Here is an 18956-nt window from a genome sequence, read left to right as displayed (position 1 = left end):
GTCAGGCTTATTCATGACTACCGAAAACCGTTCGCTCTACAGCCAGCTCCCTGCCACCGATCGCCTGCTTCGCGATCCTGCGTTTTCCCGTTTACTTGATGCTCATGGTCACTCACAGGTCGTCGAACTGCTTCGTCAGATGCAGGATGAAGCACGTTTATGCATTCGTGAGCAGCAAATGCTTCCTGCTTGGAGTGCCGATTGGGCGCAGGAAACGACCCGCCGGTTAAGCGATGACGCGCAGAGCGCGCTGCGCCCGGTTATTAACCTGACGGGAACCGTGCTGCACACCAATCTGGGACGCGCACAGCAGTCGCAGTCGGCGATTGACGCGGTGGCTCAGGCCATGCGCGATCCGGTGACGCTGGAATATGATTTGGACGGCGCGGGGCGCGGTCATCGCGATCGCGCGTTGGCAGAATTGCTCTGCCGTTTAACCGGCGCGGAAGATGCCTGCATCGTAAATAACAATGCCGCAGCGGTGTTGCTGATGCTGGCCGCGACGGCGGTCGGAAAAGAGGTCGTGGTTTCCCGCGGTGAGCTGGTAGAGATTGGCGGGGCGTTTCGCATCCCAGATGTTATGCGCCAGGCGGGCTGCGTGCTACACGAAGTCGGCACCACCAACCGTACCCATGCCAAAGATTATCGGCAGGCAGTGAACGACAATACCGCGCTGCTAATGAAGGTACATACCAGCAATTACAGCATTGAAGGTTTTACTAAGTCGGTGGATGAAGCCGAGCTGGCGGAAATTGGCGATGAGCTTGGTGTACCGGTCGTTGCGGATCTCGGCAGCGGCTCGCTGGTCGATCTTAGCCGCTATGGTTTGCCGAAAGAGCCGATGCCGCAGGAGATGATTGCGGCGGGCGTAAGCTTGGTGAGCTTCTCCGGCGATAAACTGCTGGGCGGGCCGCAGGCCGGCATTATCGTCGGCAAAAAAGCGTTAATTGAGAAGCTGCAGCAGCACCCGCTTAAGCGCGCGCTGCGGGTGGATAAAATGACCTTGGCTGCGCTGGAAGCCACACTGCGGCTGTATCTTAACCCTGAAAAATTGGCGGCAGAGCTGCCGACGCTGCGTCTGCTAAGTCGCAGCGCACAGGATATTCATCAGCAGGCCGTACGCTTGTGCGAGCCGCTCACACAGCGCTATGGAGATGCATTTTCTGTGCAGGTGATGCCATGCGAATCACAAATCGGCAGCGGTTCATTGCCGTCAAAAAGCCTGCCAAGCGCGGCCATTACGCTGACGCCGCTCGACGGCCGAGGCAGCCAGCTTGAAGCGCTGTCTGCTCACTGGCGCAGCCTGCCCATCCCGGTTATCGGGCGTATCTATGAGGGTCGTCTTTGGCTAGATTTACGCTGCCTCGAAGATGAACCTCGTTTTCTGGAGATGTTGTTGAAATGATTATTGCCACCGCCGGACACGTTGACCACGGCAAAACCACCCTGCTACAGGCGATTACCGGCATTAACGCCGATCGCCTGCCGGAAGAGAAATCCCGCGGCATGACTATCGACCTCGGGTATGCCTATTGGCCGCAGGCCGATGGACGCGTGCTGGGCTTTATCGACGTCCCTGGGCACGAGAAATTTCTCTCGAACATGCTGGCGGGTGTGGGGGGCATCGATCATGCCCTGTTAGTGGTGGCGTGTGATGACGGTGTGATGGCGCAAACGCGTGAGCATCTGGCGATACTGCAGCTGACCGGTAATCCGACGCTGACCGTTGCGCTGACCAAAATTGACCGCGTGGATGCCGCGCGTATCGCTGAGGTTCGCCGTGAAATCGCCGATGTTCTGCGGGAGTATGGTTTTGCGCAGGCGACGCTGTTTGAAACGGCAGCCACTGAGAATATCGGAATTGAAGCGCTACGTGACCATCTGCGTCAGCTTTCGGCCCGTAGCCGCCTAGAGCATCAGCGTTTCCGTCTGGCGATTGATCGCGCATTTACCGTCAAAGGGGCGGGCCTGGTGGTCACCGGTACGGCGCTTTCTGGCGAGGTTAACGTTGGCGACACGTTGTGGCTCACCGGAAAGGACACGCCAATGCGCGTGCGTGGTTTGCATGCGCAAAACCAGCCTGTCGAACAGGCACATGGCGGACAGCGCATCGCGCTCAATATCGTGGGCGCGGCGGAAAAAGAGTCCCTTAACCGTGGCGACTGGCTGCTATCGCTGGAGCCGCCTGCACCATCCGAGCGGGTCATTGTCGAGTTACAAAGCCACGTCGCGCTGAGCCAATGGCAGCCGCTGCATATCCATCATGCGGCGAGCCATATTACCGGGCGCGTTTCGCTGCTGGAAAATAACTTGGCGGAGTTGGTGCTCGACAGCCCATTGTGGCTGGCGGATAACGACCGCTTGGTGCTGCGTGACATCTCCGCCAAAGTGACGCTTGCGGGCGCCCGCGTGGTGACGCTGAACTCGCCGCGCCGGGGTAAACGCAAGCCGGAGTATCTGGCGTGGATTGCCGCGCTGGCGCTGGCGAAAGACGATGCTCAGGCGCTTGCCGTTCATCTCTCTCGGGATGCGGTGAAACTCAGCGAGTTCGGCTGGGCGCGGCAGTTGAGTCCGCAGGGGCTGCAACAGTTGATTGCACAACCCGGTTTTATTCTGGCCAGCGACAGCCTGCTGGATGCGCCGCTGGCGGCACGCTGGCAGCGAAAACTGTTGGATGCGCTGGCGGTTTACCACGAGCAGCATAAAGACGAACCCGGCCCGGGCCGTGAGCGTCTACGCCGTATCGCGCTGCCGATGGAAGAGGAAGCGCTGGTACTGACGTTAATTGAGCAGATGCGTGAAAGTGGCGTTATTGCCAGTCATCACGGTTGGCTGCATCTGCCGGATCACAAAGTCGGATTTACCGACGAGCAGCAGGCCATCTGGCTGAAGGCTGCGCCGCTATTTGGCGATGAGCCGTGGTGGGTTCGGGATATGGCGTCGCAAACCGGCGCAGATGAAAATACCATGCGCGTGGTGCTTCGCCTTGCTGCGCAGCAGGGGATGATCACCGCCATTGTGAAAGACCGCTATTATCGTAACGATCGTATTGTGGCGTTTGCCAGTATGATTCGTGAACTCGATCTGGAAAAAGGTTCCACCTGTGCAGCAGATTTTCGCGATAAACTCAATGTCGGTCGTAAATTAGCCATCCAGATTTTGGAATATTTCAACCGTATTGGTTTCACCCGCCGTCGTGGAAATGATCATTTATTGCGCGATGCGTTGCTGTTTCCGGATAATAAAAATTAACAATTAATTTAGAAAATATATCAAACTCTACACAAAAACATATTAATTAATAATCAGCACGTTAGGAGTATTAACCTAGCGTGTTTTTTATTTTTTGGAAGACCGAAAATGCAATGACGATCATATTCTCGCGTTGCCTATTCCTCTACTCTCGTGGCCTGCTTATTAAATAAAGGAACTATCATGGCTGCATCAACTTTTTTCATTCCATCAGTGAATGTTATCGGAAATGGCGCGTTAAATGACGCGATGAATACCATGAAGGAATATGGCTATCGTCGAGCCTTAATTGTGACCGATGTCGTGCTGAACAAACTGGGCGTGGCGAATGATATTCAAAAACGCCTTCATGAATTTGATATTCAGAGCGTTGTTTTTGATGGCACACATCCGAACCCAACGACGGTAAACGTTGAGGACGGTCTGAAAATGCTGCGCGCCAATGATTGCGACTGCGTCATTTCCTTGGGCGGCGGTTCTCCGCACGACTGTGCAAAAGGGATCGCGCTGGTTGCGGCTAACGGCGGTGATATTCGCGATTATGAGGGCGTTGACCGTTCTGCAAAACCGCAGCTGCCGATGATTGCGATCAACACCACGGCGGGTACGGCGTCAGAAATGACCCGTTTTTGCATCATTACCGACGCCACGCGTCATATAAAAATGGCGATTGTTGATAAGCACGTGACCCCGGTACTGTCCGTCAACGACTCTTCTTTGATGGAAGGAATGCCGAAAGGACTGACGGCGGCGACCGGGATGGATGCGTTGACGCATGCGATTGAAGCCTATGTTTCTATTGCCGCGACGCCAATCACCGATGCCTGTGCGCTAAAAGCGATGACGATGATCGTGGAAAATCTGCCAACAGCGGTTGAAAACGGCGGCGACAGCGCAGCGCGTGAAGCGATGGCCTATGCGCAGTTCTTGGCGGGTATGGCGTTCAACAACGCCTCACTGGGCTATGTTCACGCCATGGCGCATCAGCTGGGTGGCTTCTACGATTTACCGCACGGCGTCTGCAATGCGGTTTTGCTGCCGCACGTACAGGTTTTCAACAGCAAAGTGGCTGCCGCGCGTCTGCGTGACTGTGCGCAGGCGATGGGCGTTGAGGTGAAGGCGATGAGCAATGAGCAGGGTGCACAGGCCTGTATCGATGCCATCCGCAAACTGGCGCGTCAGGTAAACATTCCGGCCGGTCTTCGCGATCTGAACGTGAAAGAAGAAGATATCCCGGTACTGGCGACTAATGCGCTGAAAGATGCCTGCGGCTTCACGAACCCAATTCAAGCCACACACGACGAAATCATGGCGATTTTCCGCGCCGCGATGTAATTCATCCCCAGCACGAAAAAAAGCAGAACGTTCACGTTCTGCTTTTTTTGTTTCCGGAAGATGGCATGGGGCAGATAGCCGGATGGCGGCTTCGCCTTATCCGGCCTACCGGACACACGCCCGTGGGCCTGATAAGCGCAGCGCCATCAGGCAGACATGGCACAAACAGTCGGTTGTCTGCTACTCGCCTTCGTTAACCCAAATACGCATTTCTCCCTCCCCGCGATTTGCCCAGCTAAACCAGGGGATAAAGGTTAGCGTGTGCGGCTGGCGCGCAGCCGGTGACGTATCGTAATGCCACAGCGATTGCCGTTCCGGGTGAGTGGCTGAATGTTTGAAACCGGACGCCTGTAAAAGCACCTTATGGGAAAAAATACCGCTGCCTTCCAGCTCGTTAAACGTAGCCCCTTCCGGCAACCACAAATTATGCAACTCTTCGCCGTTGTCGGCCTGCTCCAAGCAATACACTATTGGCCCGCGCTGCACGGCGACTTTTCCAGCGACGTGGCGTACCAGCGGGTTGCCGTAAACGCGGCGTACCGGCATTGGCAGCGTCAGCGTTAAGGTATCGCCCTCAACCCAGGTGCGAGCGATATGCAGATAGCCTTTCTTCGCCGTGCCCGCAACTTCATGACCGTTTAGTGTGATGTGGGGCTGCTGGCACCAATCCGGCAGGCGCAGCGCCAAGGTGTGGTTAATTGGATCCGGCGAATCAATGGCGATCTTGACCTGATCCTGCCATGGATAGTTACCGCTGACGCGTAAACGCAGCGTCTGCTCACCCACCGGTACTTCCACGCTGTTGCCAATATACAGATTCACGTACAGCGCATCTTCACGCGGCGTGTAGAGGTAGTGGCCAATGGAAGTCAGCACTCGGGCGATATTCGGCGGGCAGCAGGCGCAGCCGAACCAACGCTGGCGCACAGGCTTAACGTGATCGTAGATGTGGTTAAATTGCAGCGTTTTTGGGTGCACTTCCAGTGGGTTCACGTAGAAGAAGTGTTTGCCATCCAGCGCCATGCCGCCGAGCACCGTGTTATACAGCGCACGTTCCATGACGTCGGCATATTGGCTGTCGCCTTCCATTTCCAGCATGCGACGGGCGAACATCATCAGCCCAATGGACGCACAACTTTCGGCATATACCGTATCGTTTGGCAGGTCGTAGTCGCTGCTGAAGGCTTCTCCGCTGCCCTGCGAGCCGATGCCGCCGGTGATGTACAGCTGGCGCTGGGCCATGTTGTTCCATAGCCGCAGGCAGTCCTGACGTTTGCTCTCGTCCTGGCTCAGACGCGCTAGGTGTGCCACGCCGGTCATCAGGTAGACAAAACGTACCGCATGACCGATAGCGGTTTGCTGCTCAGCAATTGGCTGATGCGCTTGACTGTAGGGCTTGTCCTTGACCATCCACGCCGGGCCGTAGGTGTTCCAGTGGGAGGTTTCACCTCGCTTTTGGTATTCAATATCGTAGAAGTGCGGCTGTGCGCCACGCTGCTCAACAAAGTATTCCACAAGCTGCAGGTAACGTTTTTCCTGAGTGACTTCATACAGGCGCATCAGCGCCAGTTCGATTTCCGGATGGCCGTCATAGCCCTGTATCTGCTGTTCACGTGGGCCAAATACGCTGTCGATATGGTCAGCTAGGCGGCAAGCGACGTCCAGTAGGCGGCGTTTCCCGGTAGCCTGATAATAGGCGACTGCGGCTTCTATCATATGCCCCGCGCTGTAAAGTTCGTGGCATTCGGCTAGGTTGGTCCAGCGTTCGCCGGGTGCTTTTACCGTAAAGTAAGTGTTCAGATAGCCGTCGTCGCATTGGGCGGCGGCAACCAGCTCAATGGCTTCGTCGGCGGTTTTTTCCAGTTCGGCGTCCGGTTTTTGGCACAAAGACCAAGCAACCGCCTCCAGCCATTTCGCCACATCGCTATCTTGAAAAACCATGCCGTAGAATTCGCCCGCCTGTAGGCCGGCGGCGATACGGAAATTGTCTAGCGCATGGCTGGGTTCGGCATCATCGACGCGGTCATTGAGCGCATCCCATTGGTACGGGATAACCACGTCGCGAACCAACTGTTGATATTGACCGAAAAACGGATCATTCACCTTTAGGGTGTGCAAATCGACTTCCATAATGGGCATGACAAACTCCTTAGGACTGAACGTGACGGGCGCGCAGGTCGGTCGCAATGCGGGCCATCATAGGATTGTTGAGCTTGCAGGCGCGAATGGTGAGCGCCAGCAGAAGATGAAAGATCGCAGGGAGCAGGGTTTCCATGCTGGAGATCCCGGCAAGCGACGCCGGTGTTTGATTACCCGCTCCCGGCTGGTAGGCGACATAGATAAACACCAAGCTGATGATGCCTGCGCTGGAGGCCCAGGCCAGCTTGATAAAGAACAGGTTAAAGGCGAAATTCATCCCGGAAGAGCGCACGCCGGTTTTCCACTCGCCGTAGTCGTCGGAGAAAGCCATCAGCGAGAAGTGCAGCGGCAGGGTAAAGCCCAGAATGATGCCGTTGCTAAGGATGACGATAAGCCATAGCGTCTGGTGGTCTGGACCGGAGGGCAAGAACCACATGGCCGCGGCGATGAGCGCCAGTACGAGATTGGTGTAGTAGTAGAGCTTGACGGTATCAAAGCGGCGCGACAGCAGGTTGATAATGACTGAGCCAAAAATGGAGGCAAAGGTCACCATCGTAAAGAACAACGAGGTGTAGCCGGTCGAACCGCCGAGCACGTAGGTGATGAAGTACATGTAGCCGCCGCCACGGATGTTAAAGACGTTGATCAGCAGGAATGACATCACCAGCATCAGCAGTAGCTGGTCGTTCTTACGCAGCCCGGAAATGTGCTCGCGGAGGGTAAATTTCCCCATCATATCCAGCGATACGCGTTCGCGAACCCAGAAGAAGCAGCATAGGAACATCACCGCGGCGATGGCGCACAAAACGCCCACACCGTATTGATAGCCCTGTGCGGTGTTACCTTGGCCGAGCGCTTTAACCAGCCACGGCAGGCCAACGGAGACCAAAAATCCGGCCACGCCGCACAGCACAAAGCGCCATGACTGACAGGAGATAACCTCGCTATGGCGCGTGGTCATGGTGTTGATGAGGGCGCAGTAAGGGACGTTAATGGCGGTGTAGCTGACCGAGAGCAGCAGATAGGTACCAAATGCCCAGGCTATCTTGACGCCCATGCTGGCGTCGGGAACGGTAAAGGTCAGCACGCCGATGATGGCGATGGGTACGGCAATCCACAGCTGCCATGGGCGAAAGCGCCCCCAACGGCTTTGCGTGCGGTCGGCTAGCACGCCCATGATGGGATCGGAAATGGCGTCAAAAACGCGTAACGCGAGGAACATCGTGCCAACCAACGCGGGCGTGAGCCCGAAGACATCGGTATAGAAAAAAGTCAGGAAATTCATAATCAGGCAGGTAATTACGGTACCGCCCGCGTCGCCGAGGCCGTAGCCGATTTTTTCCCGAATCGATAACTTATCGTCCAGTGAACCCGGCACAGTTTCGCTGGTGGTTATGGGTGTAGCGGTCATGGGATGCTCCTCACAAGGTGGAGATGGCTCTTTTCAGTAGGGTTATTTTTGTAATGTCATGACCTGTTTAATTTTGCCTAGAAAACGTGGACCAACAAGGTCACAAAGAAGTATAAAAAGATGACAATTCCGACCTGATGAGAAAAGTGTGATGGCGATCGAGCGGAAAGTTATTTATTCATTAATAATCAAAGAGAAATGAGATTAATTGCTCATCAATGAGCGGGATATTTAATATTTATGCTCGATCTATCCATAGCGCTTCCGATTAAGGTACAGAACGGCGGATTATTTATTTCCCGGGGCGTGGGGCGCCATCCTGCACGTCGACTGCGCTCGTGGGAGATTATTTTTGTTGAAAAAGGAACATTAACGATTCAGGAAGAAGAGCATATTTTTCAGGTGCGCGCGGGGGAAAGTCTACTGCTTTGGCCTGGCCGAGAACACGTGGGGGTTGAGGATTTCCCCATTGACCTGAAATTTTACTGGCTGCATTTTGAAGTGAATACGCCAGCACGACAACACCCTTTATTAACCCAGCTTGCTATTCCCCAACAAACGACGTTACATGACCCGCAATATCTGATCTCGCTGTTCCGCCAGTTTCTTCATGAGCAGGAGAAACTTCAGCGTAACGCTTCGCTGGAATTTATTTTATTGCTGATCTTGCAGCAAATTTCACTGGCAGCGCAAAGCGAGGAACCAAAAGATGAAGGCGGTACTGCGCTGGCGTGGCGGGCGCAGCAGGTGATTCATACCCGCTATCACCTGCCGCTATCGACATCGATGCTGGCGAAAGAGCTGCACTGTAATGCCGACTATCTCGGCCGAGTCTACCGCCGTGTCTTTCAACTAACCTTGACCGAGGCTATTCACCGCCAGCGGGTGCGGGCTGCCGAGAAGTTATTGAGCAATCATGCGAGTTCGTTAAAAGAGGTCGCAGAGCAGTGTGGATTCGCCGATGTGGGCTATTTCCGGCAAATTTTCCGCAAGCATACCGGCCTGACGCCAGCGGCGTGGAAACGACGCTATTGCAAAGAACATATCAATTCAGCCTGAGGCAAATGACTCAATGGCTTCTGACATTTAACAAAACATGACCATCACATATGCCTGATCAAAGCAGGGTCTTGATCTGCTCTGGCACTCTTAGGGTTTACCGCCTACAACGGAGTGGGGAATGAACCCGTTTATTGTCGCTGATTCCATGAAATGTATTGGTTGCCGTACCTGTGAGGTGGCCTGCGTTGTTGCTCACCAGGCGCAGCAGGCATGTGCTAGCGTCTCGCGGGATGCCTTTGTTCCCCGTATTCGAGTGGTGAAGGGCGATACTTTTTCGACGGCGGTTACCTGCCATCATTGTGAAGACGCTCCATGTGCTAACGTCTGTCCGACCGGCGCTATTAGTCAAGAAGGAGGCTATGTTCGTGTTGAGCAGTCGCGCTGTATTGGGTGTAAAAGCTGCATGCTGGCGTGTCCGTTTGGCGCGATGACGGTGTCGGTGCAGCAATCGCGTTCGCAGGCTATCAAGTGTGATTTGTGTCGTCACCGCGAGGATGGCCCTGCCTGCGTGGCCGCCTGCCCAACGCAGGCGCTATCCTGTGTTGATGTTGGGCAGGGAGGCATGCCGAGGTTAATGTAGGTTATTGAAGTTCCAGCTTAACGTCAGGCTATAACGCCAGTCGCGCTTGTGGCTATCGGTGGGAAGATCGCCGACCGGACGCGCCGCCTCGACCGTTAGGCTGTAGTGCTTGTTATCGCCAAACATGATGCCCGTGGCGACCGATGCAAGACGTTGATGTGGCAGACCTGGAGAGTTGAACCACGTCTGAGCGGTATCAGCCAATACGTAAGGTTGAACGGTAGCAACCCAGGTACTCTCTTTGCGCTGATGCAGGTAGCGCAGTTCAACTTGCCCGCCGTAGCCGTAATCGCCGCTGGCCTCGCCGTCCTGATAGCCGCGACCATAACGCTGGGCACCGAAGCTCACCCGTTCCGGTTCAGGGAGATCGTTATCCGACCAATCGCCCTCCAACGATGTCGAAAGGCGCCAGGTGTCCGTGACCATCCAGGCTGCGTCAATATTGCTTTTCCACAGCGTGAACGATAAATCGTTGCCTTGTCGTGGCGCGGCATCGGCTAGGGAACCCGCATTGACGCCCTGACGCAGTGTGAGTTTGCCGTTGATGCTGGCACGCTCAAAGGCTTGGAAGCCGTTCATCCCGAACTCAAGCGCAGGGTATCGCACATGCGTTTTTTGCGTCGCGTCCCCCAACGCTTCATCATTCAAAATGGCGCGGATGTTGTTCTCATTACGCCTGTCGGTGTAATCCAGCCCGCCGTTAATATTAAATTGCCGTTTGCCGGTTAAGACCACCGGATAGCTGAAGGTTGCGCCGCCGTTGTACTGGGTTGTTTTCTGGCGAGAATCGAGATAACCGTCGGTGAAGGTGAGCAGGCGCGAGTAGTCGCGCGGGTTATCGCGATAAAAACTGCCTTTTAGCTGCATCATCAACCCTTCATCGCTCAAGAACTGTTGGTAGTTCATCCCGAGGTAAGATTTTCGCGTCGAGCTATCCAGCGGGATAAGGGTCGCGATGCCAAGCTGATCGCCATAGCTGGTGAGGTTGCTCAGTGAGCCGTTGACGAAAGCCATATTCTGGTCACGGCGGGTATCGAGCGTCGATGAGATATCCCAGATGTGCGGCTGGATGCTGGTGGCCTGCATGGCCGCTGCGCCATAAATATTTTGCGGCAGCTGGGCGTTGGCATCGACGGTCACACCAGGCGTCCGGGTCATCAACTGGGTATAGCGATCAAAGGTTGCCTGGGTGAGCGGTTTCTCCGCCATGATTTTGGCGGCTAGACGTTTTAAACGTTCCGCAATATTCGGGTTGTTACTCTGGATATCGCTGTGGGCGACGTAGCCTTCAACCAGCACAATCTTGACCGTACCGTCTTGGAAATTGTTATCCGGCAGCCAAGCGTAAGAGAGTGGGTAGCCATCAGCGCGATAGCGTAAAGTAATATCGTTAACGATGCCGATAATCGTTTTTAACGGTACCTGTTTATGGGCATAAGGAGCAAAAGGGCTTAATAACTCTTTTAATGGGTAAACCGTGCCGCCAATAAATTGAACATGATCGACTTTTATCAGCGTTTCGGGCGTAAATTTATTTTTGGGAACGCTGACGGTTAAACTTGGGGCAGCAGCAGGCGGAGTTTGCGGAGTACTGTTATGTTCCGCCTTGGCAGGGTTATTAGGGTCAATTAACGCGGGTAATGTGTCGGCTCTTGCCATATTAAGCAGAACGACCCCCGATAGCGCATAAACCAGGGTAGTTTTCATGACGCATTCCTTGTGTTTTATATTGTGCAAGGATAGTTATTGTTTTTTTTTGCTGAAAAACGTGCCCCCATTGCGGGGGCACGGAAAACATGAATAAAGTATTTATCGTGCTACAATTCGAAACCTGTAGAGTATATATAGCTTATTTTTTACCAGTTAACCCACCGAGCAAACCTGATAATCCACCAACAGGCGTTGTTGTTGTAGAGCCGCTCGATGCGCTACCGCTGGCACTGGCACTGGTGGAAGTACTGACATTAAGGCTGCCCGTCAGTGAACCCACGGTATTGGTCAGCGTTGAGCCAAGGCCATTACTTGCCAGCAGACCGCCGCTACCTGTTTGTGTGCCGGTCGGTTTCACCAGACCGCCCGCATCAGTAACGATGTTACCCACGCTTGAGACCACCTGACCGACGCCGCCCAGCGTTGGGTTGCTCGTGCCAACCTGATTGCCAATACCACTGACTGACGTACCCACTTGGGTCAGCAAGCCGTTGACCGGAGTACCTAAGCCGGTGGCGGTGCCTACGCCTTGCGTTACGCCCTGTACGCCGCCAAGCGTGTTATTGACCACGGAGGTGACGCCCGTCGTTGCTGCGGTGACGCCCGGACTTTGCAGGGTGCTGGTCAATCCGGTGCCGGTGCCGCTAACAATCTGTCCTGCGCTATTGACGACATTGCCCACAACACCCGTTACCCCGCCAACCGGCGTTCCCGCAGTGCTGGTGGACAGACCGTTACCTACGCTGGACACGGTATTGCCCAATACGGTGACGGTGCTGGTTGTCCCCTGCAGAGTTGTCCCTACGCCGTTGGCATTGGAAGAGTTACCGACACCGTTAGTGACGCCAGTTCCCAGCGTATCGACGGCGTTACCCACGCCGCTCACGGTGGTTGAAATAGTTGAAGTGACCGGGTTGTTGCCGGTGGTGGTTGCCAGTTGGCTACCAAGGCCGCCCAGCGTATCACCTACGCCGGATACGGCTTCGCCAGCATCACCAAGAATGTTATTTCCGGCATTGCTGGTGGTTGTGCCGCCGCCAGTGCCACCACCGCCAGTACCGCCACCGCCACCACCGGTGCCGCCGCCGGAGCCACCGCCCTGCGTAGAGCCATTTTTAGCCGTTGAATGAGAGCCTCCGCCGCTACCGCTACAGGCAGAGAGTGAGAATGCAATCAGTACCGCCACGGCAATAATGCTTAAGCGGCTAACGTTATTAGAAGTCATGATTCTTCTCCACCAGTGAAAACGCCGAGTGCGTATTAGTCAGTGTAAGAAGAAAAATAAGCCTTGCACGGGGCGTTTTTTTTCATACGAAAGGCTTAGAAATAAGATTTAACTTAAGCATAAACAAAGTCTGCTATGTAAAATAATATGCCTTTATGAAACATGCCGTTACTTCATTTTTAACATAGTAAGCCGGGGTAAATATTAGGGGTGGTTATTTAGTAGGGATTAAATGAGGTAATAAATTGGGACTAATCCGAGCGGGTGGATGCCGCGAAGTTTACACTTTCTCTTTTTTAAATAACAACCAAGATCACAGAAAATATCAGCCCCCATAATTGAGAGCTGATATATCGTATATTAAATCTTGTCGCGCCAAGCTATTTCAATTTCTTCGGCGAGAATTTTCACCCCGGCTTCTATTTTTTCTGGCTCAGGAACATAGTTCATACGCATACATTGATGGGTATGTTCCCAAGGTTCAGACAGGCCCGGGAAGAATAAATCGCCAGGCACCATCAGAACGCCGCGTTTTTTAAGGCGCTGATACAGCTCCTCGGTGGTAATCGGCAGATCTTTAAACCACAGCCACAGGAAAATCGCCCCTTCCGGCTTATGAATGAGGCAGCGCTCTTCCGGCAGATAGCGACGAATGGTGGCGATAGTTTCCTGTACGCGCTGATAGTAGAACGGTTTGATAACCGTTTCAGATAGGCGCAGCAGGTCTTGGCGTTTGATCATTTCGCACATGATCGCCGGCCCAACGCCGCCAGGGGCGAGACTAATAATGCCGTTCATATTACTGATAGCGGTAATAACCTTCTCGCTGGCGATAATAATCCCGCAGCGGCTGCCCGGTAGGCCAAGCTTGGACAAACTCATGCACAGCACGGTGTTGGGATTCCACAGCGGCGTGGCTTCGCTAAAGATAATGCCCGGGAAGGGAACGCCGTAGGCATTGTCAATAACCAGCGGCACGCCGTGTTGGGCCGCTAATTTATCCAGCTGTTTCACTTCATCATCAGTGATGACGTTACCCGTTGGGTTGGTTGGGCGTGAGACGCAAATCATGCCAGTGTCTTTGCCAATGGGCAGGTTGTCGAAATCGACGTGGTATTTAAACTGCCCATCAGGAAGTAATTCAATATGGGGACGAGTTGAAACAAAGAGATCGTCTTCGAGGCCCGAATCGGCGTAGCCAATGTACTCGGGCGTCAGAGGGAAAAGCACCTTGCGGGTGGTGCCATCTGCGCGACGACCGGCAAACAGATTAAACAAGTAGAAAAATGCGCTTTGGCTGCCATTTGTCAGTGCAATATTCTGTGCGCTAATCTCCCAACCTAATTCATTACGCAGCATATCGGCCAAGGCAACCAGCAGGTCGTTCTTTCCCTGAGGGCCATCATAATTGCAAAGCGCTTCAGAGAGTTTGCCGCTTTCCAGCATCTCCGCCAGTAGATCCTTAAAGTAAGCATTCATCTCAGGGATCTGCGCCGGGTTACCGCCGCCGAGCATGATGGCGCCGGGAGTGCGTAAACCGTCGTTGAGGTCTTCCATCAGGCGGGCAATGCCTGTATGGCGGGTGAACTTGTCGCCGAAAAGTGAAAATGTCATAGCTGATTTTCTATTGCTTGTTCTGTGAGGTCGGTAACGATAACGCCACTCACGATGTGGTGCAAATGCCCTACGGAAACGTTCTTTAGCGGATAACGCGTGATATTTGCTATTGGGTAGTTTTTTGTTCTAAAAAAGCCTGCGCCTAAGGCGCAGACCGGATGAAGGATAAATCAGGGGTTACCTGCCCATACCACCATCACTTTGTCCTGCTCAGTTTCACGGACAAAACCGTAGCCTTCGGGGAGTGAGAGCGTCGTTTGTTTACCGCTGCCAATGGCCGGGTGGCGCGCGCGGAATTGCCCCAGTTTTTGCCAGTGGGCGACAGTCGCCGCAGATTGGCCCTCGATATCCTGCCAGTTCATCTGTGAACGCGTGCCCTGCAATGGGTCGGAGCCCGTCGGGCCAAAGGGCCTGTTAGATTCATCACCGTAAAAAATCTGTATCGCGCCAGGTGCCAGCAACAACAATTCAGCGGCGTTATTGCCCTTCTCCCGGAACAGGCGGGTGTCGTGGGATGACAGATAGCTCAGGACGTTAAAACTTTGCAGTTTATCGGCCATTTGCTGCCAGGTCTGGTCGATATCGGCCAGACAGCCTACGGCTTTTGCCGCTTGCTCCTGATAATCGAAGTTGATCATGGCGTCAAAACCATGGCGGTAGTAATCGCTTTCCATGACGCCATGGCCCCAGGCTTCGCCGGTCATCCAGAACGGCGCATCATCCAGTGCTTTTTGCGGATTGGCTTTTTTCCATGCGGCCAGCGCATCAATGGACTGTGTTTTTAGCTGCTGCCATCCTGCCATTTCTACATGTTTGGCTGTATCGACGCGGAAGCCATCAATACCGTAATCGCGTACCCATTGGCTGAGCCAGTGGGTGAGGTAGTCGCGCGGCGTGTAGCCGTCGATAGCTTTTGCATGGGTGTCCGGTTTGTGACGATAGAAGTTCGGCAGCCCGCTCGGCGTGGTGGATTCGGTTTTCAAATCGGGAAGGAACGCCAGCGACATGGTCAGATCGTCAAATCCCGGATTGTCGTAATCACCAATGTCGGTGCGGATCCAAGCTTTACCCCACCACTTTTCCCAACCGGCTTTGTCGCTGAAATTGATGTAGTCGTTAAAGCTGTGCCAGCTTTGCCCCGGGCCTGGTTTCCAGTCGGTCCAGTGCTGACCTAGCGTTTTTGTTATTTCATCACCTTGGAGGTACAGCGCGCCGAATTGATATTGCTGCATGTCCGCCAGCGTAGCGTACCCGGTGTGATTCATAACGACATCAAACAGGATGCGGATGCCCCGCTGGTGAGCGCCATCGACCAGTGCGCGCAGATCGTCCTCGGTACCCATATTGGCATCGAGCGTGGTCCAGTCTTGGGTGTAATAACCGTGGTATGCATAATGCGGAAAATCACCTTTGGTGCCGCCGCCAACCCAGCCGCGGATCTGTTCCAACGGCGAGCTTATCCACAGCGCGTTAACGCCCAGTTGTTTGAGATAGTCGAGCTTGCTGGTGAGCCCTTTGAGATCGCCTCCGTGGAAGGTACCAATTTCTTGCATACCGTCCTTGTGACGGCCATAGCTGTTGTCGTTGCTGGTATCGCCGTTGACAAAGCGGTCGGTCAGCACGAAGTAGACCGTGGCGTTATGCCAACTAAAGGGCGCGCGCTCGGCAACGTCGGCGCGCTCTAATAGCAATAAACCATTGCTATCCTCGGCAGGTTGGAACGTGATTTTCCCTTGCTTGACCACCGCCTCTTGCCCGCTGTAGAAATCGCGGACGGTGCTGCCTTCGGCAAAGGTTTTCGCCACATCCAGCGTGAGCGGTTTGCCATCCCAACGCGGGCACTGGCGAATCTTGACCTGAGCTGCGCGGCTGTCGGCGGCGCTCTTGACGGCAATCATCAGCGTGGGCGTGCCGGAGCGGGTATCTAGCTCCAGCGTGTAGTCGCCATCGCGGAATAGGCGCCAATTGGGTGCCTCTCCCTGACAGGGTTCCAAAGAGAGCATCTGATTGAGACGGACAGCGGAAGCGGGCTGCCAGCACTGTTGGTCAAGATTCAGTCTCAGCGGGCGAGTACCCTTCGTGAGCGTTTTCTGGCTACTGAATTTTCCCGTCCCGTCGGCGGAAAATGCAGGAAAGTCATCCATCGTCCAGCTTGCTGCACCGGCGAGGGCGGGGAACAGTAACGGTATGATAGCGGCGAGTTTCATTCCAATATCCTGTGCCTGAAGGTTTTTCACTAGTGTGCCAGCCGCGATTCGCGCTGGGCTCATCCTTGCAATAGGAGGAGAGAAAGGGCTGAGTGATGAAGGTCAAAAAATGAACTAAAATGAGAGCTGCCCGGCATTTTGCCCATGCAAATTGTCATATGCTGAATCGCGTCCGTGAGGTCGTTTCGGAATCGGACTATTTCTTGTACGTGCGTTTCCGGGCTATTTTTGCTATAATTTGAGATTCAGCTCTCAATTTTATGAAATAAGAAGGCGTTGGAATGATTGCATCCGACCAGGAGACCTAATGATATCGACACCCATTCGACGATATGGGGCCGCGATACTAATGTTACTCATCTGCACATTTTCAGGTGGGGTGTTCGCAAAAACACACACGGTAACAAAGCATCAAAAAGCCTCGGTAACAAAGACAAGTATTAAAAAGGCCAGCAGTAAACAAGAGTATTCTCGCAATAGTGTAAAGAGCAGTTCACTTCCTGATTTGCGAAAATACCCTTCCGGAACCCCAAGGAAAAGAGCGTTTCTCCGGACGGTAATGCCTTATATTACAAGTCAAAATGCTGCCATCACGGCGGATCGTAACTGGTTGGTTTCCAAACAGTACGAAGGCCGTTGGTCGCCGTCTGAGCGCGCGCGTCTGAAAGACATTGCGGCTCGCTACAAAGTTAGCTGGAACGGTAACACCCGTAAGGTGCCGTGGAATTCCCTGCTTGAGCGCGTGGATATTATCCCGGGCAGCATGGTAGCAACCATGGCAGCAGCGGAAAGTGGTTGGGGTACCTCTAAACTGGCGCGTAGCAATAACAACCTGTTCGGCATGAAATGCGGTAAGGGTTGTGGCAACGGTTCAGCGAATGGCTACTCCAAGTTCGACTCGGTAAAAGAGTCCGTTCAGGCGTATGCGAGAAACCTGAATACTCATCCGGCTTATGCCTCGTTCCGTAAATCACGCGCACAGTTGCGTAAGACGGATCAGGAAGTCACCGCAACGGCGATGATTCATAAGCTGAAAGGGTACTCAACTAAGGGTTCAAGCTACAACGATTACCTGTTCGCAATGTACCAAGATAACCAGCGCCTGATTGCAGCACATATGTAATCGAAGCTGAGGATTAAAAAAGGCCTTCCAGAAATGGAAGGCCTTTTTGTTTGCTCGCGGAGCTAGGTTGGGATCAGCGCTTCACTGTGCTTCTCGCGGTATTCCTTCGGCGTGGTGTCGTACTCTTTCTTAAAGACAGAATAGAAATACTGTAATGATGGGTAGCCACACATCTGTGAAATTTCGTTTATAGACAGAGAGGTTGAAACCAGCAGGCTGCGTGCTTTTTCCAGCTTCTCACTATGGATCACCGCGTGAATGGTCTCGCCGACCTCTTCTTTAAAGCGTTTTTCAAGGTTAGAACGGGAGATGCCCACGGAATCGAGCACCTGTTCGACCTTAATGCCCTTACAGGCATTATTGCGGATATAGTGCATAGCTTGAATCACGGCCGGATCGTTCAATGAACGATAGTCCGTTGAGCGACGCTCCATCACTCTCATAGGCGGAACCAATACGCGCTGTAACGGCAGAACCTCGTTATCGAGCAGGCGCTGCATCAGTTTGGCCGCCTGATAGCCCATTTGTCGTGCGCCTTGCGCCACTGAAGAAAGCGCAACGCGGGAGAGGTAGCGCGTCAGCTCTTCGTTGTCGATCCCGATAACGCAGAGTTTTTCTGGCACCGGGATATGCAGATGTTCACAGGCCTGCAAAATGTGGCGAGCGCGCGAATCGGTGACGGCGATAATGCCGGTTTGCGGCGGCAGCGTTTGCAGCCAGTCCGCCAGCCTATTCTGGGCATGCTGCCAGTTTTCCGGAGCGGTTTCCTGACCTTGGTAAATCACGCCACGGTATTTCTCTTTCGCCACAATCTGGCTAAACGCGTATTCGCGCTCCTCGGCCCAGCGTTTACCGCTGGCGGTAGGCAGGCCGTAGAACGCGAAACGATGCACCCCTTTTTCCTTCAAATGCAAAAATGCGCTTTCAACCAGCGCATAGTTATCGGTCGCAATGTAGTGGACGGGGGGATATTGCTCTTGGCGGTGGTAAGAGCCACCTACGCCAACGATCGGCACGCCGACATCGGCGAGGAGTGCTTCGATGGTGGGGTCGTCGTAGTCGGCGATAACGCCATCACCGAGCCACTCTTTAATGTTTTCAATACGCGCGCGAAAATCTTCCTCAATGAAGATATCCCACTCTGACTGCGACGCCTGTAAGTACTCGCCCACGCCCTCAACTACCTGACGGTCGAAAGCTTTATTGGCGTTGAATAACAGCGTCACACGATGACGTTTTCCATACATGGTTCAGGGTTCCTCGTGAATCATGAGGGGCGCTGCCACAGACGCTAT

13 protein-coding genes are annotated in these 18956 nt (G+C 53.9%); 6 read left to right on the top strand and 7 right to left on the bottom strand.

Annotated features, from left to right (window positions below; all coding sequences use genetic code 11):
- Positions 1-13 precede the first annotated feature (13 nt).
- The 3 genes from selA to yiaY all read left to right on the top strand — a co-directional run bounded on the left by selA (position 14) and on the right by yiaY (position 4587).
- Positions 14-1405, top strand: a complete 1392-nt coding sequence (selA, locus tag AB4K05_RS12840; RefSeq protein WP_368480356.1) for an L-seryl-tRNA(Sec) selenium transferase — start codon at positions 14-16, stop codon at positions 1403-1405.
- Positions 1402-3252 carry a selenocysteine-specific translation elongation factor gene (gene selB / locus AB4K05_RS12835; RefSeq protein WP_368480355.1) on the top strand — a complete coding sequence of 617 codons (1851 nt, stop codon included), beginning with the start codon at positions 1402-1404 and terminating at the stop codon, positions 3250-3252. The genes selA and selB overlap by 4 nt, the downstream gene beginning before the upstream one ends.
- Positions 3253-3435: 183 nt before the next feature.
- Positions 3436-4587 carry an L-threonine dehydrogenase gene (gene yiaY / locus AB4K05_RS12830; protein WP_368480354.1) on the top strand — a complete coding sequence of 384 codons (1152 nt, stop codon included), beginning with the start codon at positions 3436-3438 and terminating at the stop codon, positions 4585-4587.
- A gap of 180 nt (positions 4588-4767) precedes the next feature.
- On the opposite strand, the gene AB4K05_RS12825 is transcribed toward yiaY, so the two are convergent.
- Complete coding sequence (locus AB4K05_RS12825; RefSeq protein ID WP_368480353.1) at positions 4768-6726, bottom strand: glycoside hydrolase family 127 protein; 1959 nt, start codon at positions 6724-6726, stop codon at positions 4768-4770.
- A gap of 10 nt (positions 6727-6736) precedes the next feature.
- Positions 6737-8137 carry an MFS transporter gene (locus AB4K05_RS12820; RefSeq protein ID WP_368480352.1) on the bottom strand — a complete coding sequence of 467 codons (1401 nt, stop codon included), beginning with the start codon at positions 8135-8137 and terminating at the stop codon, positions 6737-6739.
- 240 nt (positions 8138-8377) lie between these two features.
- Here AB4K05_RS12820 and AB4K05_RS12815 point away from each other — a divergent pair, with 240 nt between their 5' ends.
- Both AB4K05_RS12815 and AB4K05_RS12810 read left to right on the top strand, forming a co-directional pair.
- Entirely contained in the window at positions 8378-9196 is an 819-nt protein-coding gene (locus tag AB4K05_RS12815) for a helix-turn-helix domain-containing protein (RefSeq protein WP_368480351.1), read from the top strand.
- 121 nt (positions 9197-9317) lie between these two features.
- A complete protein-coding gene (locus AB4K05_RS12810) occupies positions 9318-9779 on the top strand; it encodes a 4Fe-4S dicluster domain-containing protein (protein WP_368480350.1) in 462 nt (153 codons plus the stop codon).
- On the opposite strand, the gene AB4K05_RS12805 is transcribed toward AB4K05_RS12810, so the two are convergent.
- The 4 genes from AB4K05_RS12805 to AB4K05_RS12790 all read right to left on the bottom strand — a co-directional run bounded on the left by AB4K05_RS12805 (position 9771) and on the right by AB4K05_RS12790 (position 16538).
- The gene (locus AB4K05_RS12805; protein WP_368480349.1) at positions 9771-11486 is read right to left on the bottom strand and encodes a ShlB/FhaC/HecB family hemolysin secretion/activation protein; all 1716 of its coding nucleotides are present in this window, start codon (positions 11484-11486) and stop codon (positions 9771-9773) included. The genes AB4K05_RS12810 and AB4K05_RS12805 overlap by 9 nt on opposite strands.
- A 142-nt stretch (positions 11487-11628) precedes the next feature.
- A complete protein-coding gene (locus tag AB4K05_RS12800) occupies positions 11629-12714 on the bottom strand; it encodes a collagen-like triple helix repeat-containing protein (RefSeq protein ID WP_368480348.1) in 1086 nt (361 codons plus the stop codon).
- Between the two features lie 360 nt (positions 12715-13074).
- Entirely contained in the window at positions 13075-14328 is a 1254-nt protein-coding gene (avtA, locus tag AB4K05_RS12795; protein WP_368480347.1) for a valine--pyruvate transaminase, read from the bottom strand.
- Positions 14329-14501: 173 nt separating this feature from the next.
- On the bottom strand, positions 14502-16538 hold the full coding sequence (locus AB4K05_RS12790; protein WP_368480346.1) for an alpha-amylase: 2037 nt from the start codon (positions 16536-16538) through the stop codon (positions 14502-14504).
- Between the two features lie 307 nt (positions 16539-16845).
- On the opposite strand from AB4K05_RS12790, the gene AB4K05_RS12785 reads away from it, so the two are divergent.
- Positions 16846-17661: a protein bax gene (locus tag AB4K05_RS12785; RefSeq protein ID WP_368480345.1), complete on the top strand. Its 816-nt coding sequence runs from the start codon at positions 16846-16848 to the stop codon at positions 17659-17661.
- A 62-nt stretch (positions 17662-17723) separates the two neighbouring features.
- Here the strand turns inward: AB4K05_RS12785 and xylR are convergent, their stop codons facing one another.
- Positions 17724-18908, bottom strand: a complete 1185-nt coding sequence (gene xylR, locus AB4K05_RS12780) for a D-xylose utilization transcriptional activator XylR (RefSeq protein ID WP_368480344.1) — start codon at positions 18906-18908, stop codon at positions 17724-17726.
- Positions 18909-18956: the final 48 nt, after the last annotated feature.

Origin of the sequence: Kluyvera sp. STS39-E (genome assembly GCF_040932435.1) — a bacterium.
GTDB lineage: Bacteria > Pseudomonadota > Gammaproteobacteria > Enterobacterales > Enterobacteriaceae > Kluyvera.
This window is presented reverse-complemented; position numbering and strand designations above follow the sequence as displayed.